This is a genomic window from Micromonospora hortensis (assembly GCF_022230935.1).
GTDB lineage: Bacteria > Actinomycetota > Actinomycetes > Mycobacteriales > Micromonosporaceae > Micromonospora > Micromonospora hortensis.
In genome coordinates this window covers 401,864-427,757 of record NZ_JAKKFE010000012.1, presented here as the reverse complement: position 1 = coordinate 427,757, position 25,894 = coordinate 401,864, and the positions used below count along the sequence as shown (strand labels likewise).

17 protein-coding genes are annotated in these 25,894 nt (G+C 70.1%); 11 read left to right on the top strand and 6 right to left on the bottom strand.

The features are described from left to right. Positions 1-54 precede the first annotated feature (54 nt). Complete coding sequence (locus NIE111_RS10500) at positions 55-1,395, bottom strand: M1 family metallopeptidase (protein WP_238684200.1); 1,341 nt, start codon at positions 1,393-1,395, stop codon at positions 55-57. Beyond that, positions 1,392-5,285, bottom strand: a complete 3,894-nt coding sequence (locus tag NIE111_RS10495; protein WP_238684199.1) for a Pls/PosA family non-ribosomal peptide synthetase — start codon at positions 5,283-5,285, stop codon at positions 1,392-1,394. Before NIE111_RS10495 ends, NIE111_RS10500 begins: the two co-directional genes overlap by 4 nt. Positions 5,286-5,703: 418 nt before the next feature. Between NIE111_RS10495 and NIE111_RS10490 the strand changes: the two genes are divergently transcribed. Both NIE111_RS10490 and NIE111_RS10485 read left to right on the top strand, forming a co-directional pair. Then, positions 5,704-7,050, top strand: coding sequence for a PP2C family protein-serine/threonine phosphatase (locus NIE111_RS10490; protein WP_238684198.1), 1,347 nt, complete (start codon positions 5,704-5,706; stop codon positions 7,048-7,050). A gap of 594 nt (positions 7,051-7,644) precedes the next feature. Next, positions 7,645-8,730, top strand: coding sequence for a branched-chain amino acid aminotransferase (locus tag NIE111_RS10485; protein ID WP_238684197.1), 1,086 nt, complete (start codon positions 7,645-7,647; stop codon positions 8,728-8,730). 54 nt (positions 8,731-8,784) lie between these two features. Here the strand turns inward: NIE111_RS10485 and NIE111_RS10480 are convergent, their stop codons facing one another. Further along, positions 8,785-10,014 (bottom strand): PucR family transcriptional regulator, encoded by a 1,230-nt coding sequence (locus NIE111_RS10480; RefSeq protein ID WP_238684196.1) that lies wholly within the window; start codon positions 10,012-10,014, stop codon positions 8,785-8,787. Between the two features lie 241 nt (positions 10,015-10,255). Between NIE111_RS10480 and NIE111_RS10475 the strand changes: the two genes are divergently transcribed. The 5 genes from NIE111_RS10475 (at position 10,256) to NIE111_RS10455 (ending at position 16,509) form a co-directional block, all read left to right on the top strand. Next, positions 10,256-11,173: a dihydrodipicolinate synthase family protein gene (locus tag NIE111_RS10475; RefSeq protein ID WP_238684195.1), complete on the top strand. Its 918-nt coding sequence runs from the start codon at positions 10,256-10,258 to the stop codon at positions 11,171-11,173. A 178-nt stretch (positions 11,174-11,351) separates the two neighbouring features. Beyond that, positions 11,352-13,397, top strand: a complete 2,046-nt coding sequence (locus tag NIE111_RS10470) for a M6 family metalloprotease domain-containing protein (protein ID WP_238684194.1) — start codon at positions 11,352-11,354, stop codon at positions 13,395-13,397. Positions 13,398-13,482: 85 nt separating this feature from the next. Next, entirely contained in the window at positions 13,483-13,917 is a 435-nt protein-coding gene (locus NIE111_RS10465) for a hypothetical protein (protein WP_238684193.1), read from the top strand. Continuing rightward, on the top strand, positions 13,914-14,492 hold the full coding sequence (locus NIE111_RS10460; RefSeq protein WP_238684192.1) for a TlpA family protein disulfide reductase: 579 nt from the start codon (positions 13,914-13,916) through the stop codon (positions 14,490-14,492). The genes NIE111_RS10465 and NIE111_RS10460 overlap by 4 nt, the downstream gene beginning before the upstream one ends. Before the next feature lie 121 nt (positions 14,493-14,613). Next, positions 14,614-16,509, top strand: a complete 1,896-nt coding sequence (locus tag NIE111_RS10455; protein ID WP_238684191.1) for a CocE/NonD family hydrolase — start codon at positions 14,614-14,616, stop codon at positions 16,507-16,509. A gap of 258 nt (positions 16,510-16,767) precedes the next feature. On the opposite strand, the gene NIE111_RS10450 is transcribed toward NIE111_RS10455, so the two are convergent. Then, positions 16,768-18,492: a tetratricopeptide repeat-containing protein gene (locus NIE111_RS10450; RefSeq protein ID WP_238684190.1), complete on the bottom strand. Its 1,725-nt coding sequence runs from the start codon at positions 18,490-18,492 to the stop codon at positions 16,768-16,770. Between the two features lie 68 nt (positions 18,493-18,560). Between NIE111_RS10450 and NIE111_RS10445 the strand changes: the two genes are divergently transcribed. The 4 genes from NIE111_RS10445 to NIE111_RS10430 all read left to right on the top strand — a co-directional run bounded on the left by NIE111_RS10445 (position 18,561) and on the right by NIE111_RS10430 (position 21,966). Next, the gene (locus NIE111_RS10445) at positions 18,561-19,754 is read left to right on the top strand and encodes a glycosyltransferase family 4 protein (protein WP_238684189.1); all 1,194 of its coding nucleotides are present in this window, start codon (positions 18,561-18,563) and stop codon (positions 19,752-19,754) included. A gap of 198 nt (positions 19,755-19,952) precedes the next feature. Beyond that, positions 19,953-20,306, top strand: a complete 354-nt coding sequence (locus tag NIE111_RS10440; protein ID WP_238684188.1) for a hypothetical protein — start codon at positions 19,953-19,955, stop codon at positions 20,304-20,306. A gap of 103 nt (positions 20,307-20,409) precedes the next feature. Then, the gene (locus NIE111_RS10435; protein ID WP_238684187.1) at positions 20,410-21,237 is read left to right on the top strand and encodes a helix-turn-helix domain-containing protein; all 828 of its coding nucleotides are present in this window, start codon (positions 20,410-20,412) and stop codon (positions 21,235-21,237) included. Between the two features lie 186 nt (positions 21,238-21,423). Further along, entirely contained in the window at positions 21,424-21,966 is a 543-nt protein-coding gene (locus NIE111_RS10430) for a hypothetical protein (protein ID WP_238684186.1), read from the top strand. A 192-nt stretch (positions 21,967-22,158) separates the two neighbouring features. Here the strand turns inward: NIE111_RS10430 and NIE111_RS10425 are convergent, their stop codons facing one another. Continuing rightward, the gene (locus NIE111_RS10425) at positions 22,159-23,244 is read right to left on the bottom strand and encodes a hypothetical protein (protein ID WP_238684185.1); all 1,086 of its coding nucleotides are present in this window, start codon (positions 23,242-23,244) and stop codon (positions 22,159-22,161) included. Between the two features lie 205 nt (positions 23,245-23,449). Continuing rightward, positions 23,450-25,660, bottom strand: coding sequence for a hypothetical protein (locus NIE111_RS10420; RefSeq protein WP_238684184.1), 2,211 nt, complete (start codon positions 25,658-25,660; stop codon positions 23,450-23,452). Between the last annotated feature and the right edge of the window lie 234 nt (positions 25,661-25,894).

Below are 25,894 nucleotides of genomic sequence, written 5' to 3'. Positions count from 1 at the left end.
GGTCGTTGCGGGACCGGCATTCGGTTTCGCGAGGCGGTCGCGTCTCGGCCCCGGTCAGCGGGGTGGCGGGGGCAGCGTCGGGCTGTCGAGCCAGGCAGCGAACAAATCATCCAGTGGCTCGCGGGCGAAGCGCTGGGCGTGCAGCCGGAACTGCTCGGTCGTCACCGTCGCGTGCTGGTGCTCGGCGACCCAGGCTCGCAGCAACGCGAAGAACGAGTCGTCACCGACCCTCTTCCGCAGGGCGTGCACCGCGAGCGCGCCACGCTTGTAGACCAGCGGGTCGAACATCCGGTCGACGCCGGGATCCGCGACGACGACCTCGCGCGGACGATCCGCGACCCACGCGTACCACTGTGCGGCAAGGGCGTCAGTGGGCAGGCCGCCGCAGACGCCCGACCACAACCACTCGGCGTACGTGGCGAAGCCCTCGTTGAGCCAGATGTGCCGCCAGTCCGCCACCGTCAGGCTGTTGCCGAACCACTGGTGGGCCAGTTCATGGACGACAAGCCGTTCGTGTGTGCGCCGCCCGTCGACGTGGTTCCGGCCGAAGACGGCCATGCCCTGCGCTTCGACGGGATCGTCGAGGTCGTCGTCGGCGACCACGACGACGTACTCGCGGAACGGGTACGGTCCGAAGAGCCGCTGCAGCGCCGACATGATCTCGCCGTGCCGACCGAAGTCGTGGGCGACGTTCCTGCGCAGCGCGGGCGGGATCGCGGCGCGTTGCACCACCGCACCGACGGTCAGGTCCACCACCTCGTAGCGTCCGATCTGCACGCTCATCAGGTACGGCGAGGTGGGCTCGCGTCGCTCGTACAGCCAGGTCGTGCTGCCCGCGCCCCGGCGCTGGAGCACCGGATCGCCAGTCACCAGCACTGTGTACGGGGAGGAGGTCGTGACCGCCACCCGGAAGGTGGCCTTGGCGCCCGGCTGGTCGTCACACGGAAACCAGGACGGCGATCCGTTCGGCTGGCTGGCCACGAGCGCCCCGTCGGTGAGTTCCTCCCACCCGAGTTCGCCCCAACGGCCGGAGATGGGCACCGGCTTTCCCGCGTACCGGACCTCCACCCGGAAAGTGTCCCCGGCACCGATCGGCCGCTCGGGTTTGATCTGCAGTTTGTCCGGCCGGTGCAGGTACTTCGCCGGTCGCCCGTCCACCCGGACGTCCTGGACGCGGAGCCGACCGAGATCGAAAGTGAACCGCGACAACGACTGCACGGCCACCGCGGTGATGTCCGCCCGCCCGCCGAGGCGGTTCGACACGACCCGGTAGTCGAGGTCGAGGTCGTAGTGCAGCACCCGGTAGCCGCCGTTGCCGTGCTCGGGCAGGTAGGAGTCGCCGGAGTGGCTGGCGCCGGACGTTGCGCCGCTCGACGCCGACGCCTTCGGACTCATGCCGACCGTGCCGCTGGCGCCGGCCAGGTGGTGATCGGATTCCCCAACCACCGGCTGTCGCACGGCACGGCGTCACCGCGGGTCACCAGCGAACCGGGCCCGACGGTGGTCCGCGCGCCGATGCTCGCGCCCGGCAGGATGATGCCGTGTGGGCCCAGCGCGGCTCCCGCGCCCAGTGTCACCTCGTCCATACTCATCACACGATCATGGAACAGGTGGGTCTGCACCACACAACCGCGGTTCACCGTCGCGCCGTCGCCGAGGCGCACCAGGTCGTACTCGGGCAGCCAGTAGGTCTCCAGCCACACACCCCGGCCGATCTTCGCGCCGAGCGTGCGCAGCCACGCCGCGAGCAGTGGCGTGCCGGTCGCGAAGCGCACCAACCACGGCGCGGCGAGGACCTCGACGAACGTGTCGGCAAGCTCGTTGCGCCACACGAAGGAGGTCCACAGCGCGCGCTCGGCCACCCGGAAACGCCCGACCAGCAGCCACTTCGCGGCCGTTGCGATGGCGGCGGCGACGAGCGCCGCACCCAGCAGCACCGGCCCGGCCCCGAGCGCGGCCGCCCACCACCCGACAGCGCGCCACACGAGCGCGAGTACGGCCAGGACGCCGACCGCCAGGGCACCGGCGCACATCACCGGAACGATCCGGCACAACTCGATCGCCGCCCGGGCAAGCTTCAACCGGACCGGCGGGTCGACGGTGCGGCTGGTGTCGGCTGCCTCCACGGTCCGGCGCAGCGGCATCGGCGGTGCGCCGAGCCACGACGAGCCCTTCTTCGCCTTGAACGGCGCCGACGACAACACGCCGACAAGTCCACGCTTGGGCACCGAACGCCCTGGCGCCGCCATTCCTGAGTTGCCGAGGAACGCCTGCTTACCGATGCGGGCCGGGGCGACCCGCAGCCACCCGTGGCTCAGCTCGTAGGTCGCGACCATTGTGTCGTCGGCCAGGAAGGCCCCGTCAGCCACAGTGGTCATCGCCGGCAGCGCGAGCACTGTGGATGCCTCCACTCCGCGTCCCACCTTCGCGCCCAGCAGCCGCAACCACACCGGTGTGAAGAGGCTGGCGTAGAGCGGAAACAGTCCGACCCGGGCCATCCCCATCAGCCGCTCGGTCGTCCAGACCTGCCACGCCACCCGCCCCTGCACCCGGTGATAGCCGGCGCGCAGACCGACGCTGAGCGCCCGGACCGCTCCGAGCACCAGCAGCGCGTAGCCCACCACGTAGGCGACGGTCGCCACCGCGACGGCACCCAGCATGGCGCCGACCGTCGGTCGGACGGCGAGCGTCCAGCCGAGCAGGGCGAGCGCCGGCAGGGCCGCCACGACCGGAACCAGCCCCAGCACCTGGGCGGTCATCCCATACGCGAGCGGCCAGAGGCGTGCGCCCATCCGCGATCGAGGGGGACGCCGGCCGGGCCACCCGTTCGAATCCTTCTTGCCAGCGGCGGCGGCCGGTGAGCCGGCCCAATGGTGGTTCGGCGGTACGGCGCCGGCCACCGTCGAGCCCGCAGCGACCCGGGCACCCTTGCCGACCCGAGCGCCCGGCATCAGGGTGCTGCGGGACCCGACCCGGGCGTCGGCCCCGACGCGAACCCTGCCGATGCGGACGACATCGCCGTCGACCCAGTGGCCGGACAGATCGACCTCCGGCTCGATCGCCGCGCCTCGGCCGAGCTTCAGCAGGCCGGTCACCGGCGGCGCGGAGTGCAGGTCGACGTCGGCCCCGATCTGCGCGCCAAGGGCCCGGGCGTAAGTGATCATCCAGGATGCTCCGGCGACGCTGGTGGCGCCGCTCAGCTCGGCGAGGCGTTCGGCGGCCCACAGCCGCAGGTGCACACCGCCGCCGCGCGGGTAGCTGCCGGGGCGGACCCCACGAAGCAGCAGTCGCGCTCCCGCGGCGGCCAGGGTTATCCGGCCCGGCGGACTGAACAGCACAAGCCAGCCCAGGGCCACCCACCACCAGGAAACGACCGGTGCCCAAGGTGCCGGAGCGAACAGGGCGAGGACGTTGCCGAGGGCGGCCAGAACGGTCAACCAGCGAAGCCCGACCAGCGCGAGCATCGGCACCATCATCGCGGCCTGGATCAGCCCGGCGCGCCTCGGCACCGGCCGGACCTCACGGCGCGTCACCGCCGAACTGTCGAGCGCGTCGAGCACGGCCGCGAGCCGCGACAATTTCGGGTGGAGGTAGATGTCGGCCACCGAGACGCGCGGGTGCCGGTGCCGGATCCACGCCACCAGTTGCGCCGCGTTCAGGCTGCCGCCGCCACAGGTGAAGAAGTCCGCGTCCGCCTCGGTGGGGCGTACGCCCAGGATCTCCGCCCAACCGCCGGCGAGCCATTCCTGCGTCGCGGTCAGCTCAGCCACCGTGGCGCCCGCGGTGGCCAGCGGCCACGGCAGCGCGGCTCGATCAACCTTGCCTGATGTCCGGGTCGGCAGCGCATCCACCACGGCCAGCAGCGGCACGAGCGCGGCCGGCAGTTGCTCACGGATCCGCAGCGCCGCCGCCGCGGCATCGAATGCGGCGCCGTCGTGCGGAACCACGTACCCCACCAGCAGTTGATTGCCCGCGGCGGTGCGCTGCACCGCCGCAGCCGCACCGGCGACGGTGGGCAGCGCCTGCAGTGCGGCGTCTATCTCACCCAACTCGATCCGACGTCCGCCGAGTTTCACCTGCTCGTCACCGCGACCGACGAACAGGAGCCCTTCTGGCTCCGCCCGGACGATGTCCCCACTGCGGTACGCCCGCTGCCAGCCGAGCGCGGGCAGCGTCGCGAACTTCTCGGCGTCCTTGGCCTCGTCCAGGTAGCGGGCGAGTCCCACCCCACCGATGACCAGCTCACCGGTCTCACCCATCTCGACCGGAACACCGAAGCCGTCGACCACGGCGAGCTCCCAGCCGGCCAGCGGCAGCCCGATGCGTACCGGTTCCTCGCCGGTCAACCGCGCGGCGCAGGCGACCACCGTCGCCTCGGTCGGTCCATAGGTGTTCCAGACCTCGCGACCCTCGACGGCCAGGCGCTGCGCCAGCTCCGGTGGGCAGGCCTCCCCACCGAAGATCAGCAGCCGGACCTCCTCCAGCGCGTCGACCGGCCACAGCGCAGCGAGCGTCGGCACCGTGGACACCACCGAGATGCGCTGCTCGGCCAACCACGGACCGAGGTCGACGCCACTACGGACGAGTGACCGCGCGGCCGGCACCAGACACCCGCCGTGTCGCCACGCCAGCCACATCTCCTCGCAGGACGCGTCGAATGCCACCGACAGCCCGGCCAGGACCCGATCCTGTGGGCCGATCGGCTCACTGGCCTCGTCGGTGAGGAACAACTGCGCCTCGGCGTCCACGAAAGCCGCCGCCGCGCCGTGGCTGACCGCCACACCCTTCGGGGTGCCCGTCGAACCGGAGGTGAAGATGATCCAGGCGTCGTGGTCCGGGCCGGGCCGGCCGCATCGACCCGCGGGGGTACGGCGCAGCGACACCGCCAGCCCGTCACCGAGGACCGCCACGACCCCCGCCTCGGCGAACACGAGCTCGGCGCGTTCCTCGGGATCGTCCGCGTCGACCGGCACGTAGGCCGCGCCCGCCGCGAGAACGCCGAGGATAGCCAGGTACAGCTCTGCCCTACCGGAGGAGATCCGGACGCCAACCCGATCGCCGACACCGATTCCGTACCCGGCGAGCGACCTCCGTAAGGCCTCGACCTCATCGGCCAGGTCGCGGTACGTCAGCGCCGTAGCACCGTTGTCGAGAGCAAGAGCCTCAGGATGCGCGCGCACGGAGTCGTCGAGAATGTCGACCAGCGTGCGGCGGGGCGGGGCCGTGGAGGATCGGAACACCGCCGGGATCACCGGTGCGGCAGCTGTCGGCGGTAGCGCGACCATCTGTGGATCACTCGTTACGGGCACCGGGCGTTCACCATCTTCAGCTCGCGGATCAGCGTCAACCAGGCGTGCGGCAAGCGGACCCGCCCCGGGCAGCCCTCAACGCTACGTCGCACCGGCCGAATTTGACGGCGAAGCATCGGCTTCGTGTCCACCACCACACGATGCGTTCCGAGAACACCGAACAGTGCCCCACACGGCCCACGGCCTGAGCCGCCGGTACGGGTCAGGCAACTTCCGGCGACACCGGTGACAGATCGCTCAGCGGCAGAGCCGATCGGCCGCTACCACCAGTGGCGGCGGTGTGGTCACAATGACCCCATGCCGGAAGCTGATCATGCTGACACCGGCAGCGCCGCGACCGCCCGCTGCCCGCACCGTTGGTCACGCAGCTCGCAGTGGTGAATCAGGCGGGCCGGTGACCCGGTCGACGCAGGACCACCCCCGTGTCCTCGACCCGGCCCGCATCTCCGCGGTGTACCGCACCCGGCTGCTGGACACCGGGCCGGAAGTGGCGTTCGACCGGCTGACAGGTCTGGCGGCGACCCTGCTGGGCACCCCATTCGCGTTCGTGACATTGGTCGACGAGACCCGATCATTCTGGAAGAGCTGCATCGGCGTCAGCAGCACCCACCTCGCCGACCGGCAGAACAGCGTGCAGCAGTCGTTCTGCCGATACGTCATCGAGGCCGACGCCGAACTCATCGTCGACGACGCCCGCGTGGATCCGCGGACCGCTGACAACCCTTCCATCGAGCTGATGGGAGTCGCCGCGTGGGCGGGCTTCCCGGTGCGCTCCCCGGACGGTCACGTGCTGGGCACCTTCTGCGCCGTCGACACCTCGACACGGCACTGGACCCCCCACGACATCGAAGTCCTCAAGACTCTCGCGCTGGCGGCAGCCGGCGAGATCGCACTGCGAGAAGCCGTCGAGAACGCCGAAACGGCGACCATCCACGCTCAGGCCGCGACGACCCGGGCCAACGAGGCGACCGCTGACGCGCGCGCCGCCGCCGACCAGGCGCAACAACTGGCCGACACGCTGCAGGAAAGCCTGCTGCCCCCACACCTGCCACAGGTGCCCGGCGTCGAGATCGCCGTCCGCTACCGGCGCGGCGCCGGCGGCACCGCCGAAGTCCTCGGCGACTTCTACGACGTCTTCCCATCGGCGCGCGACACCTGGGCCGTCGTCGTGGGCGACGTGTGCGGCAAGGGTCCGCAAGCGGCCAAGACCACCGCACTGGCCCGCTACACCCTGCGCGCGACAGCGGGTCGCTTCATCACCCCGAGCCGCAACCTCGCCACCCTCAACACCACACTGCGTGCCTGGCAGACCAAGGATCCTCGTTTCCTCACCGCCGCCTATGCCACCCTGCGCCTGCACCCCGAGGGCATCAGCGCCCAGATCAGCTGCGCCGGACACGAACCCGCCCTGATCCGCCGCGCTGACGGCCGGGTGGAGTCCTTCGGCCATCACGGCGTGGCCATCGGCCTCATAGACCACCCCGTCCTACGGGACAAGCGCACCGTGTTACGCCCCGGCGACAGCCTCATCCTCTACACCGACGGGGTCACCGAAGGCCGCCGCGCCGACAGCAGTGAACTGTTCGGCATCGAGCGACTACACCACGTCCTCGCTGGCAACGGCGCCACCTCCGCCGGTCGGCTCGTCGACGCGATCGACAACGCCGTCACCACCTTCACCGCCGGTCACGTTCACGACGACACCGTCATCCTCGTCATCCACCTACCCGCCAGCGGATAGCGATCCAGCAGATCGCGTCCGCCTCCTCCCGAAAACCCATGCCGCCCATGCTGGCTCCCGCGACACTGCCTCGACGCCAGGTTGGCCGTCCATCACAGGGTCGAGAGTGGCCGCCCACGGCAAGAACACCATCCTCCCGTCGTACGGCTTCCCTCACCGCCTGAAAGGGCGCGCGGGTCGAGCTCGCACGGTTTCGTCGGCCGGCACCGGGTAGGTCACCCGTGTAGACCGAACCGACGAAGGGACTAGGGCCCCGGCCGCGGATATGCAGCAGGTAGATCGCCGCTCGCGCCGTTGCCAGGGTGATCCGGCGGGTGTCCTCGGTCAAGCAGTCGGGCAAGGACGCCCGCGTCCAACCATTCGCCGTGCGACGACCGCGGCGCAGAATTTCGTGACCTCGGCGGCGGCCTCGTGGTCGAGTTGGACGCCGGTGCGATGCGCGATCTCGACGAAGTGGGGCGGCGGCTCGGCGGTCTACGGCCGGAGACACTACGGTCGGTATTCTGCACCGGTCATCCGACAACCTTCCCCCCCGGCGTGTTCGTTCTCGGTGACCTGAGCGCCCAGGGATGCGGCCATTGAGAGGACCCGGCGATGAGCCTGTCGTTCCCGTTGCACCAGAATCCGAGCCCGGCGAGCGCGCAGCGGCGAGCCGAGATCATGGCGAATCCGGGGTTCGGCAGGCACTTCACCGACCACATGGCACGGGCGGTGTGGAGGCCGGACGGCGGCTGGCAGGACTCCGAGATCGTCCCCTTCGGTCCGATCCTCATGCACCCGGCGGCTGCCGTACTGCACTACGCCCAGGAGATCTTCGAGGGGATGAAGGCGTACCGGCACCGTGACGGCTCGATCTGGTCGTTCCGGCCGCAGGCCAACGGCGAGCGCTTCGCCCGGTCCGCCCGGCGGCTGGCACTGCCCGAACTGCCGGTGCCGGACTTCATGGCCTCGGTCGAGGGCCTGGTCCGTGCCGATCAGGTGTGGGTGCCGGACGAGGACGAATACAGCGTCTATCTGCGGCCGTTCATGTTCGCCTCCGAGCCGTTCCTGGGGGTTCGCCCGGCGAAGGAGATCACCTACATGGTGATCGCCTGCCCGGTCGGCGCGTACTTCTCCGGTGGCGTCAAGCCGGTCTCCATCTGGCTCTCCACCGAGTACACCCGGGCGGCGCGGGGCGGCACGGGCGAGGCGAAGTGCGGCGGCAACTACGCCTCCAGCCTGGCGCCGATGGTCGAGGCCGCCGAGCACGGCTGTGAGCAGGTCTGTTTCCTGGACGCCGCCGAGGGCCGCTACGTGGAGGAGCTCGGCGGCATGAACGTCTACTTCATCACGGCCGACGGCCGGATCATCACCCCGGAACTCGGCACGATCCTCGAGGGCGTCACCCGGGGATCGATCCTCATCCTGGCCAAGGACCTGGGCCTGGAGGTCGAGGAGCGCCCGGTGGAGATCAGGGAATGGAAGGAGGGGGTGGCCTCCGGCGCGATCACCGAGGTCTTCGCGTGTGGCACCGGCGCGGTGGTCACGCCGGTCGGGCGCCTGGTCTGGGACGGCGGCGAGGTGACGGCCCCGAAGGCCGGCGCCGAGGACTCGGTGACCATGCGGCTGCGCCGCCATCTGCTCGACATCCAGTACGGCCGGGCCGCCGACCCGTACGGCTGGATGACCCGCCTCGTCTGACGAGGAACGCCCGCGACCGGCTGTCCGCGGTGGCACCACGGGCGGGCGGCCGCCTCACGGCGTGCGGTAGTGACCGGTGAGCCGACCGAGCTTCATGGCCAGGTGCAGGCACAGCCGTTCGTTGCCGTCCTTGAGGTCGGTCCCGGCGAGCTGCTCCACCCGTTGCAGCCGGTAGTAGAGGGTCGTCCGGTGCAGTCGGAGCTTCTCGGCGGTCGCGTGCGCGTTGCCCGCCAGGTCAAGGTAGGCCTCCAGGGTCTCCAGCAGCACCTGGTGGGCATCGTCGCGCAGCAGCCGCTCCAACCCGGGATGAACACCCGCGACGTCGAGCTGCTGGCTGTCCAGTTGAGACAACACCCGGTAGATGCCCAGGCCGGCCCAGGAGACCACCCCGCCCAACGCGGGCAGTTGCACACCGACCCGGGCGGCCTGCGCAGCCTCCTGGTAGGACTCCACAGCGCTGGACAGCCCTGCGCGAGGCTGGCCGATCCCGGTGACCGTCCGGCCCACCGAGGCCAGGCCCCGGGTCGCGGTGCCCAACGCGTCGTTGAGGTGCCCGGCGGAGGCTTCCGCCGAGGGGCGGCCGGCGACCCGGTCGCCGCAGACCAGCAGCACCCCGTGGTCGTGCCAGACCAGGTGCAGCGTCTCCCGCACGCCGATCCATCGGCGGGTGGCGACCAGGGCCTGTTCCAATGCGATCCGGGCCACCTCGTCGGGCTGCCGCCCGGGAGCCGGCACGAGCTGGGCGACGAGCGCGACTGTCGACCCGTCGGCGATGACCACCCCCTCCTCCACCAGCGCCCGCGCCGCGTGCTCGCGCGCCTGCCGGCTCTCCACCAGCAGGGTGCGGGTGGCCTCGGTCTCGCGCTGTGAGGCGAGCTCACCGAGCAGGTTCTCCCGGTACAGGGCCAACGACAGGTCGGTGAAGGGGCCGGTCGCGGTGGCGATGTCGGCGTCGGTCATCGAACCGTCCGCGTCGATGAACCAGACGAACCCGAGCAGCAGGTCGTCGTGCCGGATCGGCACGCACACCCTCGCCAGCAGGTCCAGCTCGGCGCACGCGGGGGTGCGGACCGGCGCGTGCGCCGTGAGCACGCCCTTGTCCCGGAACCAGGCGATCACCTCCGGCGTCGTCTGCCGGCGCAGGATCGACGTCCGGCGGACGTCGTCCATCGGGCCGTCGTGCTCGCTGTAGGCGACCACCCGCTGCCGCCGGTCCTCGATGAGGGCGGGTCGCCCCACCCGGGCGGCGACGGCGTCGACGATTCGCTGGAGCTCACCGTGCATGTAACTCCCCAGGTTGCGCTGCTGACAGGGATCGCGCGACCGCCAGTCCTTACCCTCCGGTGCCGGTGGGTCATCGCGCAAGGTCCACTGTCGAAGTCACGACAAAAAGACGGACGTCGCCCCGACTGTTCCGGCATCTGTCCGAAGACCGGGGGCGACGGGCGTTCCTAGGGTTCCGGTACGGACCGCACCAGCGCCGCCGCGCACGGTGCGGGTGGGATGACGGGCGGGGGATCGCCGAGTGGGAGCTGGTAGGCCCTGGCGGGGCGTGCTGGTCGCCATCGCCACGCCGTTTCGCGCCGACCTGTCGGTCGACTTCGACAAGCTCCAGGAACACGTCAGTTGGCTCGCCTCCGAGGGGTGTGACGGATTCGCGCCGTGCGTGTCGATGGGGGAGTACCGGGCCCTCTCCGACGATGAGCGGGCCGCAGTGGTGCGGGCGACGGTGCAGGCCGCGCCGTCCGGCTGCGCCGTGGTGCCGGGCGTCGGTGGCTACGGCAGCAGGCAGGCCCGCCGTTGGGCGGAGCAGGCCGCCGAGGCCGGCGCCCACGGCGTGCTCGCGCGGCCACCCGACGGACCCGCCGCTCGCGCCGCCGACGTGGTCGCCCACTACCGGGAGGTGGCGGCGGTCGGCCTGCCGGTCGTCGCCCACAATGACCCGTACGACTCCCGGTTGGACCTCACACCGGACCTGCTGGCGACCGTCGCCGAGATCGACGGGATCGTCGCCGTCAAGGAGGTCACCGGCGACGTACGCAGGTTGCACCGCCTGCGGGACCTCTGCCCGCACGTGGACGTGCTGGTCGGCGCGGACGACGTGGTGCTCGAACTGGTGCTGTGTGGCGCCACCGGATGGGTCGCCACCCTGCCCAACGCGCTGCCCCGCCAGGCCGTGCGCCTGTACGAGCTGTGCACCGCCCGCGACCTGGGCCGGGCGCTGCCGCTCTACGCCGAGCTGCACCCGATCCTCGGCTGGGCCTCCCGGCCGGAAGCCGTGCAGGCCGTCAAGCTCGCCATGGAGTGCGCCGGACGGTTCGGTGGGCGGTGCCGCCCACCGCGCGGACCGCTGTCCGGGACTGCCGCCGACCGGGTGCGCCGCGACGTGCTGCGGGCCCTCGCGGCAACTGCCGATCCGGCTTCCGGGACGGGCCCTGGCTGATCCTCCGGTGGGCGCCGGTCATTCAGGTGTCGGAAGTCGCCGGCCCACCTGCCGACATCTGCACAGTGACCGGCACCGGCCCGTACTCCTAGATTCGCTGCGCGGCCTGCTGACAGGTGTTCCCCTCCACCCCCACCGGAACGCCGGCGCCGCGTTTCCTCCGACGAGAGGTGGTTCCGTGCACCGTGCTACCCCCCACCGCACCCGGCTGAGGCGGGCCGTGCTGGCCGCAGCCGCGGTGACCACGCTCGTGGCGACCGGCGCGGCGCAGGCCGCCGCGGCCCCGGCCAACCCGGCCGGCGGCACCGCGCCGTTCCAGGTCCTCGATCCGCAGGCCTGGCAGAACCCGGACACGATGACCTGGAACGACTACAAGGCCGTGCCCGGCAAGAACTGGGCCGACCCGAGCGTGTCCGGCTCGGTCCGCAACTTCAAGATCGCCCTGGTGGCGCTCGACTATCCGGACGAGACGTTCGCGGTGTCCCAGCGGGCCCGCTCGACGGTCTTCGGCAACCCTCAGTCCGTCGCGACAAACATTCCCCGGACGGACGTGCCGACGTTCTACCAGGACTTCCTGAACACCCCGAACACCCTCAACAAGGGCCACACGCTGCACGAGTACTGGATGCAGGACTCCAACGGTCGCTACGGCGTCGACCTCACCGGGTTCGGGCCGTACCAGATGCCGGCCAAGTCCTACCAGTACGGGCTGGACAACGGGTTCAACCCGGGCGCCTGCCCGAGCGGGGACGTGTGCGGCAAGAACATCCGCACCGACGGCCTGGGCGCCTGGCGGGCTGCCGTCGGCGAGGAGGTCGCCAACCAGTACGAGCTGGTGTTCATCCTCAGCGCCGGCCAGGACGAGTCGTCGACCTGGCAGGAGTTCGGGCAGATGATCTTCCAGAACAAGGAGGATGTGCCCGACGCCTGGGGCCCGCCGGACCCCACCCTGCCGAACTGGGCGAAGACCCGCTACGTGGACTGGACCTCGTGGAAGGCTGCGGCGACACTGTGGCCGAACGCCGGCGGCGGTTCCTCGACGCAGGGGGAGAGTTCCGGCATGGGCGTCTACGCTCACGAGCTGACCCACCTGCTGGGCATCGGCGACAACTACAACAACCCGTACGGCGAGCCGCTGCGCAGGGCGTACACCGGGATCTGGAGCATGATGTCGCGCGGGTCGTTCAACGGCCCGGGCGGTCCGCACACCCGCTGGCAGATCCCGCCGACAAACGGCGGCTCGATGGGCTCGCTGCACACGGTGCGGGACAAGCTCAAGATCGGCCTACTCGGTGAGGAACACGTGCTGCGGCTCTCGCGGGAGTCGCTGGCCTCCTCGGGCCTGGTGGTCGCGCAGGTCACGGCCCGGGCGGTCGACGCCGGCCCGAAGGGTCTGAGCGGCGTCAACATCGCGCTGAACAAGGACCTGTCGCCGACATGCGGTGTCACCACCGACCCGTTGTGCGACGGTGGCAGCTTCAACAACTACACGGTCGAGGTCGTCGACCGGATGGGCGCGGACTCCTTCACCCCGGACAGCGGCGTGCTGGTCAGCAAGACGAAGAACGCCGACAGCGCGCCGTTCCAGTGGGTGGTGGACGCCAACCCGCAGGACATCGACATGATCGACTTCTATCGGCCCGACGGCACCCCGCAGAAGATCACCATGGGTGACTACCGGCAGCTCTCCGACGCGCTGTTCCACGCCGGCGCGGACACCGGCAGCCAGTACGAGTACGTCGACGAGGCCAACCGACTGCACTTCTACATCATCGACCTCAAGCGGGACTCGGCCGGCTCGCTCTCCTACACGGTGGCGGTGCGTTCGCTGGACGGCACCGGCGGGCCGAGCAGCCACGACGTCCTGCTGGGCAAGGGCGAGGTGACCGGCGGCGGCAAGCCGACCAACCGCGGGGTGACCTGCTCGTTCGAGCTGACCAACACCGGTTCCTACTCGGCCGGCGGGCAGCAGCACCCGGAGGACGTCAGCGCGTACCTGAAGTCGGACGTCTATCGCCTGTCGGCGGAGGTGGCCGGCAAGGGCTGGCGAACCTGGTTGCCCAACCAGCTCGCCACCGCGCAGTTCGGCAAGGCCACCACGGTCAAGGTGTCGGTGGGTGCCACCGCCGCCGCCGCGAACACCGGTTTCGTGAAGCTCATCGCGACCTCGGAGAGCGACCCGACGAAGACGGTGACCAAGCAGTGCCGGGTCGAGAAGTCCTGACCGGCGTCCGAGGTTGACCCCGTTCCTGCCGGGTCCGCGGCGGTAGGCCGCCACGGACCCGGCAGGCGGACGGAAGGAGGATGACGTGCGGCGAAGCATCGTGACTCTGCTCTCCCTGCTGCTGGCCGGCGCGACCGGCTGCGGCACCGTCGGCGCCGCCCAGGAGGCCGGCGATCCGACGACCGTCCGGGTCCTGGTTCGTGACATCAACATCCGGGCCGCGGGCGTGGACTGCGCCGGCACCGGCCCGTACCAGCACTTCCACAACCGGGCGCCGTTCCGCGTGCTCGACCCGGACGGGGTGGCGCTGGCCAGCGGGCAGCTGCCGGCGGGGACCGCGGTGGCCGCCTTCGCCGAGGATCTGGGGGTCGAGCGCCTGCCCACCTACTGCGAGTTCGCCGTCGGAGTGCGTGTGCCGCAGCGGACCTCCTACCGGCTGGAGGTGGATGGGCGCCCGGCGCTCGACCTGACGCCGGACAGCAGCGAGGGCCCGGCGCTGGTGGCGGTGGTGCCGTCATGAGGCGGGTGTTCCTGCCGCTGGTGCTGGCGGCGGCGCTGCTGGGCGGATGCAGCACGCCCGAGCCCGCGCCCGCGCCGACGCCCGCCGGAGGGGCGGCGACACTGCCCGGGCCGGTCCCCGCCGACCTGGCGTTGCGCCCGGCGCCCGGCACCGCCCCGGCCGCCCCGGCGTTCACCGGCGCGCTGACCGACGGCACACCGTTCGTCGCCGCCGAGCTGTGGGCGCAGCGACCCGTGGTGCTCACCTTCTTCAACTCCTGGTGCACCACCTGCGCCAGCAGCCAGGCCGCCCTCGGTGAGCTGGCCCGCAGCTATCGGGACCGGGTGGTCTTCGTCGGCGTGGCCGGCGCGGACCAGGCCGACGAGGTCCAGGACTATCTCCGCGCTCACCGGGTGGAGTACCCGGTCGTCCTGGACGACCAGCAGACGATCTGGCGCTCGTACGCGGTGCGGGAGCCGCCGACCGTTGTGCTGGTGGCCAAGGGTGGCGCCCTGCTCCGCGGCTGGCCGGGCGGTCTGGACGCCCCGACACTCGACCGGCGGCTGCGGGAACTGGTGCTGGCCGACACGCCGTAAGTCCCGTCGCCCGGGTACGGCCCGCGTCGAAGCACACCCGGCGAAGTTCCTACAGGTGCAGGTGGTGGCGCAGGCCACCGGCTCGTAGCGTACGCAGCCTCGGACACATCAAGGAGACTGCATGCCTACAGTGGGAACGCGCTGGCGCACAGGCGTGGCCGTACTGTCCGCGACTGTGCTCGCCGCCCTCGGCGCGGCGCCGCAGGCGCAGGCGGCGGACGGCCCGCCGTCGATCGTCGTCCAGGACGGCGTCACCCAGCCGGTGTTCGGCTACGCCGACGCCATTCGGGAACGCCTGTTCATCGACTCCACCTTCGACAGCGACAACGATGGTCTGCGCGACATCATCGCGTTCGACCTGATGCGGCCGGCGGCCACCGCGCAGGGGCTCAAGGCCCCCGTGGTGATGGACGCCAGCCCCTACTACTCGACGGTCTGCCGAGGCAACGAGTCCGAGTGCAAGGCGGACCTCGACGGCGACGGGCTGCTCGACAAGTGGCCGCTGTTCTACGACAACTACTTCGTGCCGCGCGGCTACGCGGTCATCCTGCTGGACATGGTCGGCACCAACAACTCCACCGGCTGCCCGACCACAAACGCCAACCAGGACAACCTGAGCGCCAAGCAGGCCATCAACTGGCTCAACGGCCGGGCCACCGCCCGTAACGCCGCCGGCGAGGTCGTCAAGGCGGACTGGCACAACGGCAAGACCGGGATGATCGGCAAGTCGTACGACGGCTCGCTGGCCATGGCCACGGCGGTGACCGGCGTGAAGGGCCTGACCACTGTCGTGCCCATCAGCGGACCGACCGAGTACTACGACTACGTGCGCAGCAACGGCGTGGTCACCCGTGGCAACAGCTACGTGTCCTCGCTGGCCAACACGGTCACCAACCCCGAGCGCCGGGACTACTGCAAGCCGGTGCGCGACGCGATAGGCGCCGCCGACGGCGACGAGCACGGCGACTACACGGCCTTCTGGAACGAGCGCAGCTACGTCAAGAAGGTCCCCAACGTCACCGCCAGCGTCCTGCTCTACCACGGCCTCAACGACGACAACGTCCGGCCGGACCACTTCAGCAAGTTCTGGTACGCCCTGGCGGAGAACAACGTGCCGCGCAAGCTGTGGCTGTCGCAGGAGGGCCACGTCGACCCGTTCGACTCGCGCCGCGCGGTGTGGGTGTCGACGCTGCACCGGTGGTTCGACTTCTGGCTGCAGAACGTCGCCAACGGCATCATGGATGAGCCGCGGGTGGACCTGGAACGCTCCGCCGACGTGTGGGAGACCCACGCCGACTGGCCGATCCCCGGCAAGGCCGACACGGAGGTGTTCCTCCAGCCCGGCACCACCGGCGCGGGCGGTCTCGGGCTGGTGCCCACCACGAAGCCGGCGACCGGCGCGTTCCAGGACAGCCGCACGCAGAGCCAGAACACCATGATCCTCAACCCGGACGTGGTGCAGCCCAACCGGCTGGCCTTCCTCTCCGCGCCACTCACCGCGCCGCTGCACATCTCCGGCACACCCACAGTGCAACTGCGGGCCTCCGCCGACCAGACCGACACCAACCTCGGGGCGATCCTTGTCGACTACGGCACCGACGAGCGGGTCGCGCACCGGGCCTCCGGCGAGGGAATCATCACCCTGACCACCGAGGACTGCTGGGGCCAGAGCAGCCCGACCGACGACGGCTGCTACAAGCAGACGACGAAGCGGGTGGCCACTGCCGACTACGAGCTGGTCACCAAGGGCATCATGGACGCCCAGAACCGGCAGTCGATCCGCGTCGCCGTGCCACTGGTGCAGGGGGAGTCGTACAACTTCAGCTTCCCGCTGCTGCCGGAGGACTACGTCTTCAAGCCCGGCCACCGGATCGGCGTGATCATCGTGGCCAGCTACCCGCAGTACTCCAGCCAGGCGGACACGGCCGCCGCGAACCTGCAGGTCGCGCTGAAGAGCAGCAACATCGTCCTCCCCGTGGTCGGCGGCACCGCCGCCGCGCACGCCGCCGGCCTCTGACCGGCTGACCGGCGGGCCGCCGCGCGCGGCTCGTCACCGGTGCGGCCCGGCGATCAATCCCTCACGGAGGGCTTCGATCGCCGGGCCGCCCCGCTGCCTGAACGGCCTGCACCCGAAGGTCGCCTGGACCGGCAGGTCACTGACGACACCGGACGACCTTCGCCGGGATGCTGCTCGGGTCTGGCGGCGATGGTCAGGGGACCGGCCTGTTGGTCATGGGACACCTGGTGGCCGGACGCCGGGTCGCTCTGGCGTGTCTCACCTGCTCCGGCCGTGGCGCAGCGGCCGATTCAAGGCGTTCGCCAGCGCGTTGTCGAGGCGGTGTGCCTCGCGCAACGTGGCGTCGGCGCGGGGGTCGCCCAGATCGCTGTAGACCTCGGCCAGGTCCACCACTGTGCACACATGGGTGGTCGACACACTGAGTCTGGTCTTGACGCAGTGTTCCCGCAGAGATTCAAGGTAGTCCCGCGCCTCAGTCAGATCACCGGCCGCACGGCATGCCCGGGCGAGGTTCAACGTGATCTGCGTCCAGCCGTAATCGCCGTGTCGCACCAGCTTGTTCGCCTCATCCAGCAGCTTCCGAGCGGCAGCGGTAGGCGCACCGCTGGACAGCAGGTGCGCCGCGTGGTCGTTGAGGGCATCGACCAGCAGCCCACGAATGTGGTCCGTCGAACATGTCCCGTACAACGTCCGTAGGATTCCGACCGCCTGCTCGTGAGCCGCGGCGGCGTCCGCAGCGCGTCCTGCCGCGGCAAGGATGTTGGCATGCACCGTGAGGCTTTCGGCGTACGTCTCGCAGCCGGTGCCGTACGCCGCGGCGACGTGGTCCAGCGACTCTGTCGAGGTACGGATGGCATCTGCTGTCCGGTTGGCCGCGCGGTGTGCCAGTGCCAGATTTCCCAAGCTGTCGCCAGTCAGTTCGCGATCCTGCACGGCCAGGGCGATCGCGACGGCGCGCTCCGCGAGCACGGTCGCCGCGTCCGGGTCCTCGACACCCTCGCGCACGTACACCGATGCACGGTCGAGTAGGTAGGCAACATCACCCAACTGCACCTGGTGCCGCTCCGCCGCCCGGCAAACGGCCAGCACGTGGGGGTACCCGGACTCCCACTCCGTCCATGAGTCGCTGTGGTGGGTATCGGACCGCAGCGCATGGGTGAGGAAACGCAGCACGGCAGCGGTCCAGTGAGCATCCTGCTGAGGCGTCACCTGCTCTCTCACATGGACGGCGATATTCGTCGGCACTGATACGTGACCGCCATCTATGTCCAGCAGGCCCCGGGTCCGCAGCGCTGTGCACGCCTCTCGTAGCGCGGTGGGGGAAGCGCATGCGACCTCGGCGCGGCCGGGTAGACAGTCACCCGCCTCGCGCAGCAGCGAGTTCGGGAACGGGTTGGCCGGAGCCAGCCGGGCCAGCACCTGGAGTAGGTCACGGCCATTCGGTGCCGCGGTGGCGAGGCGCTTCCACTCGTATTCGAAGGTCGTGGCGTCCATTCGGGGTCCGTCGGGTAGATCCGTGGAGAGCGCGGTGCGCAGTTCGGCGGCGAGCCTCAGGACGCCCGGGAGGGAATCCTTGTCCCCCCGTGCGCCGCCAGCCCACATGAGGCTCTGCACGCGTTGACGTTGGGCAGTAGCCCTGTCTGTGGGTATGTCGTTCACGATGAGGTGGGGATACGCGCCGTACAGCTCAACCGGGGTCAGGCCCTCGTCGATGTATCGGGCCCAGCAGCGGATCGCCCGGTCCGCGGCTGCCCCGGCGACGGCGCGTTCGAGGTCGAGGAGGCAGCCTCGGATGCGTCCGACGATCCAACTCGCGCGGTTCGGTGAGGACGGACCGAGCCCCACGAACGCGGCGCTGTCGGCGACCTTGGCCAGCGCCGCCCGCTCGACCGATCGGGTGCAACCGCGGTTGACCTTGCGAATGACGTCTCGGACGGTCACCAGCCCGGTGGCCATCGTCCGCCACGCCGCCTCATCCGGCATCAGTGACTCCAAACGATCTTCATTCGATCGGTGTTGAATTCATTCTTTTGTGCTGGTCGGCTGCCGCCATGACCGAGACACCGCTGACCATCTTGTTCGTTTGCGACGAGTGGTCGCCTGCAAAAGGTGGCATCTCCGTGCTCAACCGAGCCCTGGCCGTCGCGTTCGCCGGGTGCGGCGACGCTGTGCTGTGCCTTGTCGCGCAGGCCACGGATGCCGAGCGCGCCGACGCTGCCCGACATGGCGTCCGGCTGTTCGTCGCCGACCGCACGCCTGCGGGTCCGGACCTCCACCTGCCAGTTGCTGAGGTCGTCGCACGGCAACCCGACGTTGTCGTAGGGCATGACCGCGTGACCGGGCACATCGGCTGGCTCTATGCCCGTAAGTTCGGTGCCGCCGCGATGGTCCACATAGTGCACACCGCCCCTGCTGAGATTGAACCGTACAAGGGTAGCGGTGAGGCGTCTGCCCGGGTGGAGGCGCGCGAGGCATACACCGTTGATCTAGCGGGGCAGGCTGACGTCGTCGTCGGCGTGGGGCCCCGTCTGGCCCGGTACGCCACACACCTCCTCGACGACGGCTACGGGGGTCGCCCTGTGTTCCGCCTCGACCCAGGGCTGGACCCGGACCCCCTCGACCGGGCACGCCGGATTCCGGTACGCGCGAATGTGATGGTCCTCGGCCGTACCGGAGACATAGAACTCAAGGGCCTCGACATCGCGGCTGGCGCTGTCGCCGCCCTGCCAGACAGGCCCGACCGCCTGGCTCCGCTGCTGTACGTTCGCGGCGCCCCAGCCGAGCAGTGCGAGCAGGTGCGCGCCACGCTCGTCGGCCTTACCGACCTGGCCCGAGGTCGAGTCGACGTACGCCCGTTCTCGGAGGACGGCGTGGCGGTGCGCCGGGACCTTCGGCGTGCGGCGCTGTGCCTGATGCCTTCCCGGGCTGAAGGCTTCGGTCTGGCGGCGTGGGAGGCGCTCGCGGTGGGCACCCCGATCCTCGTCAGCGCGCAGAGCGGGCTGGCGGAGTTGCTGCGGGAACAACTGGGGGCCTCCGCTGACAGCTTGATTGTCGACATCACCGACGACCGCGACCGTGACATTCGGACGTGGTCAAACGCGGTGCAGCGAGTGTTGGACGACCTGCCCACCGCCTTCGCGGAGATCCACCGCCTGCGCGAGCGGCTGCTCCTCCGCTTCTCCTGGTCAGCGGCGGTCGCGACGCTCGGATCCGCGATCCGAGCACAACTGCCAGACCTGGACTGAACCTGGACGACCGACGTCTGTTCTCGCGTGCGGCCGCACACGGGAGACGTCTGGCCAGGCTTCGGCGGAGATGAACGTGCGCCGTCTCCTCCTGTCGGATGCAACAGGAAACACGTTCCGGAAAGAGGTTCGGACGGTTGACGCTCATGGCAGTCGGCTGGTCCTCCTACCAGTCCAGAGTGCAGGGGAGAGTGCGCGATGTCAGAAACCAGGGTTGCCTTCCACCGCCGTCTCGGGCGGATGACCGCGATCGTCGGTGCGGCTGGGGCTCTCGTGGCGGCGACGAGTGTGCCGGCATCCGCCGCCGGTCCATACATCAGCTCGAACTCCGGAGGCGCCAACATCCGAAGCTGCGCCTACACCGGGTGCTCGTCCAACGGGTACTACGGCAACGGCACGTCCGTCACGATGGTCTGCTGGACCGACACCCAGTGGGTCTACCCGCCGAGTTCCAACTACGCGTCCAACCGCTGGTTCAGGGTCAGTGCCCCGACGGGCGGCTTCATCCACTCCTCGCTGGTCGCGGCCCAGGTGTCGACGCCCGTGTGCTGATCGTGGCGGTGGTCCGGCGGTCACCTCCGGCCGCCGGACCACCGCCGTGCGAAGGTTGACCTTGATACAGTTACGATGTGTCCTGCCAAGGCGACGCTGCGCCATGATGGCCGCCCGCGACGAGGAATGCGAACCGCCTAACGACACCGTGGAACGGCTGGGAGAGTGCCTCCGCCGACGCCGTAAGGCCGCCGGGCTGTCGCTATCCGGGCTCGCCCGAAAAGTCAACTACAGCCGCGGCTATCTCAGCAAGGTGGAGACAGGCCGTGCACCGGGCAACATCCAGTTGGCGGAGCGTTGCGACGAGGCGCTGGGGACCGGAGGCGCGTTGGCCAAGCTCGCGCGGGCGCAGCTGCGTGACCCGCACCCGCCCGAACGGACGGGGCCACGCGATCCCGCGCCGGACTCGCCGCTCGGGTGGCCCCGCCAGCGTCGCCGCGACGTCGCGACATCTCGGCACCGCACCGACGAGCCATTCGCCGAGGCTGAGCTGCCGGTCTCGTCGGCCACAGCCGTCGCGTTCATGCTCGCTCTCGACGAAGCGCACAACGCCCTGCGCGCCGTCGCCCGTGCCGACCTGCCGCCCTCGGCCCGACGTGGCCCAGCCAATGAGGTGCTCCATGACGCACGGGTGTACGCGCTCCGTGAGCGGCTCCTCGTGCTCGGCACCGTGCCGTTGGTGAGCGCGGCCGAAGCGGCGTTCCTGCGGCTCATCGCGGTTCGGGACGCGATCCGGACCGGGGCGCGTTTGGAGGAGGCGGCCTACCATCAGGTCTACCACCCGTTTGCCGAGGCGCTGTGGACCTTCCGGATGGCTTTGCGGGCCGACCTGGGGCAGTCGCCGTTGACCCCGGATGCGATCGGCCGGCGAGACTGGTCGGACCGTGAACGGTGCCGCGACTGTGAGCAGCAGGGATTTCCCTCCGCGTAGACCCGGTGGTGACGGCATTGGGCGACGCGCAGAGAGGCCAGTAAGGCGGGTCTCTGTGTCGTCTGGACGCGCCGGTAATCCCGCCACGATTCCGGTAACACCCTCCGCCGGTGTTTCCTGACCCCAGTCATACCGGAGACAGGAACACATGGTTGGCCGGACACATCGTCGGCGGATACTGAAGACGTGGAATGGATACCATTCGTCGGTGCGATCTGCGGAGCCGCTATTGCCCTCGCCAGTGCGGTGAGCGTCGAGGTACAGCGCAACCGTGCCGAGCGTCGACGCGGCCGTGAGGGGGAGCGCATCGGCTATTACCTGGACTTTGCCGTGGCGCTCGACACCGCCCACAGCGCGCTTCGGGAGATCGCCCAAAGCGGTGAGGGCGCGTCACATGGTCTCCGTTCCGCCAGCCGCGTCGTCCACGAGGCGAACGTGTTTACCGCGCGAGAACGTCTACTCGTCGCCGGTACCAAAGAGATCGTCAAGGCCGGGGAGATGGCCTACCAGGGGTTGATCGGGGTGCGGAACGCGATCCGCTCCGGCGTGACGCTCTCGTCGGAGGAGTACCACCGCGCCTACCACGAGTTCGCCGAGGCGATCTGGCAGTTCCGGATGGCGGTGCGCTCAGAGTTCGACCAGGCCCGATTGGAGCCAGCCGACCTGAACCGACGAAGCTGGTCCGAGCGGGAGGATTGTCGTGGGTGTCTCGAGTTGGCAGGACGATGATCTGGCGGCCACGAATGGAGCGTGACCCCAGCACCGCGACGCTTCGATGGACGGCCAGGCGGGCTGCGCACGGCACCGGGTTCTAGACACTCGGGTCCGCCGGATCTCGAAGACTCAGCGGACTTACCACGATTGCTGGCCCTTGACCGCGCCGGCGGCAACGGAAACCGTCACCGCCGGCGCGGCCCGACATCACAGCCGGGAGGTGAAGGTGGCCAGGAAGCGGTGCGGGGTGACGACGCCGGCGTTGTCGAAGCAGATGACGTCGACGTCGGCGTTTGTGGTGTACGGCCAGGGTTGGGTGAGGTGGCAGTAGTTGTTACCGGTGCCCTGCGCCACCACCTGGGCGTGCGTCTCCTTGAGGCCGACCTGCGGGAAGGTCGCCAGGTAACGGCCGGCGGGCGCCAGCGGTGCCACAGTGTTCGCGCCGACGCCGAGCACCGAGTTGTCGTTGGTCGGCCCGCCGACGGCGGTGCCCAGATAACCGAAGTACGACGGCGGTCCGAGCGAGCCGATCACCGGCCGCCGACGGTGGTACGAGAACGCGAAGTCGGTGTTGACGAACGCGCCGGCCTGGTCGTAGCAGAAGACGTACACCTGCACGCCGGTGCCGACCGCGCTCCAGGAGTAGACCTTGCAGCGACGCGGACCGGCGTTCGGCTGCACGGCGGTGACCTGCACGTTGCCGGCGAGCACTCCGGCCAGTCCCACCCCGGGCAGCCGCACCAGATACTGCCCGACGCCGAGCGGCCCGACAGTGTTCACCGCACCCGTGGAGTTGTACGACTGCGCCACCAGGCCGCTGCTCCACTGCGCGTACGCGTGGGCGGTGCCGGCTGGAAGCACGCCCGAGCTGGTCGTCCAGAGCACTGTGAACGGAGAGTCATCGCGCGCGCCGCCCGGCTTGTGGCACTGCACGTCGACGATCTCGTCGGCGCCGGACTGGAACCAGCGAACGACCTCGCAGTAGTGACCGGTCCGGTTCACCGGGGTCACGTGCGGCACGCCCCGGGAACCGGCGCCGATCTGCGGGAAACGGACCTGGAACCGGCCCGGTGCGAGCTTGATGCCGTCGGCCCAGGCGGCCGGGAACGCGGTCTTCCAGCTACCCCACTGCCGGCTGGTGTCCAGCACGGTCCAGACCGACACGGTGGGGTCCTTGACGTACGCGAAGCCCCAGCGGTCGGCGGTGGCCGCCGCCGCCGGTGCCGGCGGCGCGAGTGCGCTGGCGGCCAGGACGGCGGCCAGCGCCGTGGTGACGAACGATCGGAGACGCATCTGTTCCTCCAGTCGACGGGAACATGTCGAAGAGGAGTGTGCGCGTAGTGATCTGATGGTCACAGTCGGCTACATCGTGGTCTGGTGTCGGCTGTCCGCTACTCGTGACCGCACTTCTGCGCAGTGCGAGCACATGGGGGACGTCTCGGGTCTGCTGTCGCTGACCGCATCACACCGAGACCCAGGCACCCTGCGATCGGTGCCCTCAGCGGAGGTGGTCGGCCAGGTGACGCACCGCCTCGGTGAACGACTCCTCGGATTCGCAGGGCCGGTGCCCTTTGATCGGTGGCGGGAAGATGTCGCCGGACGGAGGCGTGACGCCGTACGGGTCGCGAAGCCGTCGGTCCACAGTCGCCTCTCGGTCGTACGCCGCGGGCGTCTCGTCGGGGCCATGCGGCGGAAAGACGCGGCCGCCGATGGGGTCGGTGTCCCGCCACAGATTCACCCACCGCCAGTCCACCCGGTCGGCGATCTCGTGGATCACCTCGTCGCTGACGTATGCGGGAAAGAGGCGGGCGTACAACCGACGCAGCGGCGAACCGTGGGTCAGCAGCGCGACCCGGTCGGTGACCCGTGGCGGCAGTTGGAGCACTGTCGCGGCGAGCAGGACGGAGCCGTGGCTGTGCCCGGTGAGCACCACAGCGTTGCCGGAGTCGACGAGGTGAGTGATCCGGCAGGTCAGTTCGGGAACGGCCCGTTCGGCGTAACACGGTGGGGCGAACGGGTGCGCGGCTCTCGGCCAGAAGGTGCCCAGGTCCCACAGCACGCCGACGTACCGGCGGAATCCGGGGGTGCGGTAGGCGAAGATTCCGCCGACGACCAGGCCGACGATGAGGGCGGCGATCAGATAACTGCCGACACCGATGCCGAAGTTGACGAAGCCGGCCGGCAGCCCGACGTAGCGCTGGACCAGTTCGCTGGGAGGCGTCGGCAGCAGGCCGAGCGCGACCGCTGCTATGCCGATCCCGGCCAGGCAGGCGTAGAGAACCGCGAGCGGCACCAGCCGCTCGGTGAACCGGGCGCGGGCCATGCTCTTGCGCACCTGCCGCAGCCGCGGCGTGGCATCGGCAGGCGCGTCCGGGAAGTCACGAGCAACGACTGCCGACGCGGCCCGGATCCGTCCCGGTCGTGATGCCACCGACACCACACCGGCGACGGCAAGCGTCACCAGCACCGCCAGCGAGAAGCCGAGGATCGCCCAGATACAGGCACGCGGTGGGCTGGTAATCAACGCCTCCGCGGTCGGCGCCCCCCTGTTCAGGACGTCGGACACCCGATAGACCAGTTCGGCGGAGAACGTGAGCGCCAGGCTGATCGCGGCTACGGAGGTCGCCAGGGCGCCGAATCCGAGCGCGGGCGCGACACCCGGCTCTCGACGCCGATGCCAGAACAGCACCACCCCCAGGGCAGCCAGCAGCACCGCCTGACCGATGAACAGCCCGACGACGGTCAGGTTGTAGCCGGGCAGCCCGTTCCGTTCCGGCCAGGAGGCTGAACTGGTCAGGACGTGGATCCAGACCAGCACGGTCAGACCGAGGGCGATCGTGCGCAGCGCGCTGACCAACCGGTCGAGCCGCCACTCCGTTGGCCTGGTCAGGGGTGGGATGCAGAGCAGAACCGCACTCATGATCAGCAGGAGTCCGCAAGTTGCCGCCAGCGCGACGGTGCCGATCGACAAACCCTGTGCGGCCCGGGCACCGAGCAGGCTGAGGTCCAGCGTGGCAAATGCCGCCGCGACGTGAATCGAGCGCAGTCGACCGACCAGCGGCTCATTGTCCCACCGGCCGACGGCGGTGAGCCGATTCGACGCAAGAGGCTGGTCGGCCGAGCGGAAGACGTGAGACGGGAGTGCCGGGCGAGCGCTGAGCCCCCACACCAGGCTGATGGCCGCAGCCGGCACCAGCGCGAGTACCGCCAGGCGCAGTCCGGCAGGACGCCCCCCGAGCCAGGAGAGCCAACTGCGTCCCGCCAGGCACTCCGGTGAGGACATGCACTTCCACGCAATCACATCCAGCGCGATGCCCACCATGCTCAGCACGTACATCCCGGTCAGGGTGAGCGCCAACAACCGGCACAGGGCCTTGATCACCGGGTCGGAGCCGGCTGTGGCCGGACGCATCCAGATGGCGAGGTTGATCAGCATGAAGGGCAACAGGATCACCATCGACAGCGTTCGCACCGCGTTGCCGGCGGGCAGGTTGTTCCAGCGGTAGGCCTCCAGCGTCACCCCGTCCGTCTCGGCGCCCTCGTGGTTTCCCGGCCGGGGTCGATAGAAGCCGCCCCTGTGGTCCCCCGCCACCTGCTGCACGTGCTGTCGATCCAGGAGGTCGTCCGGTCCGGTGGCGGAGACCCCGTGCACCCGCAGTTCCACGAAGCCGTCGGCCCTGGCGCGCCCGCCAGCGTCTCGCTGATCCATCCGGTACCGGCCCTCCGGCGCGTACGCGGCTCACACCGACCCGCTCGGCTGATCCGACGGCGCCCGCGTGGCGCAACGGGCGTACCCCTCGAAGGGGGATACAACCCCGCGCTCGTAGCGCGCCGAATCGTGCCCATTAGAGGTGGCGGACCAACCCGTCGGAGGAATGGGGATCGCGACGCCTACCAAAAGAGGTTGTGGCCCACCGGCATTCTTCGGGTATCGACTCGACGA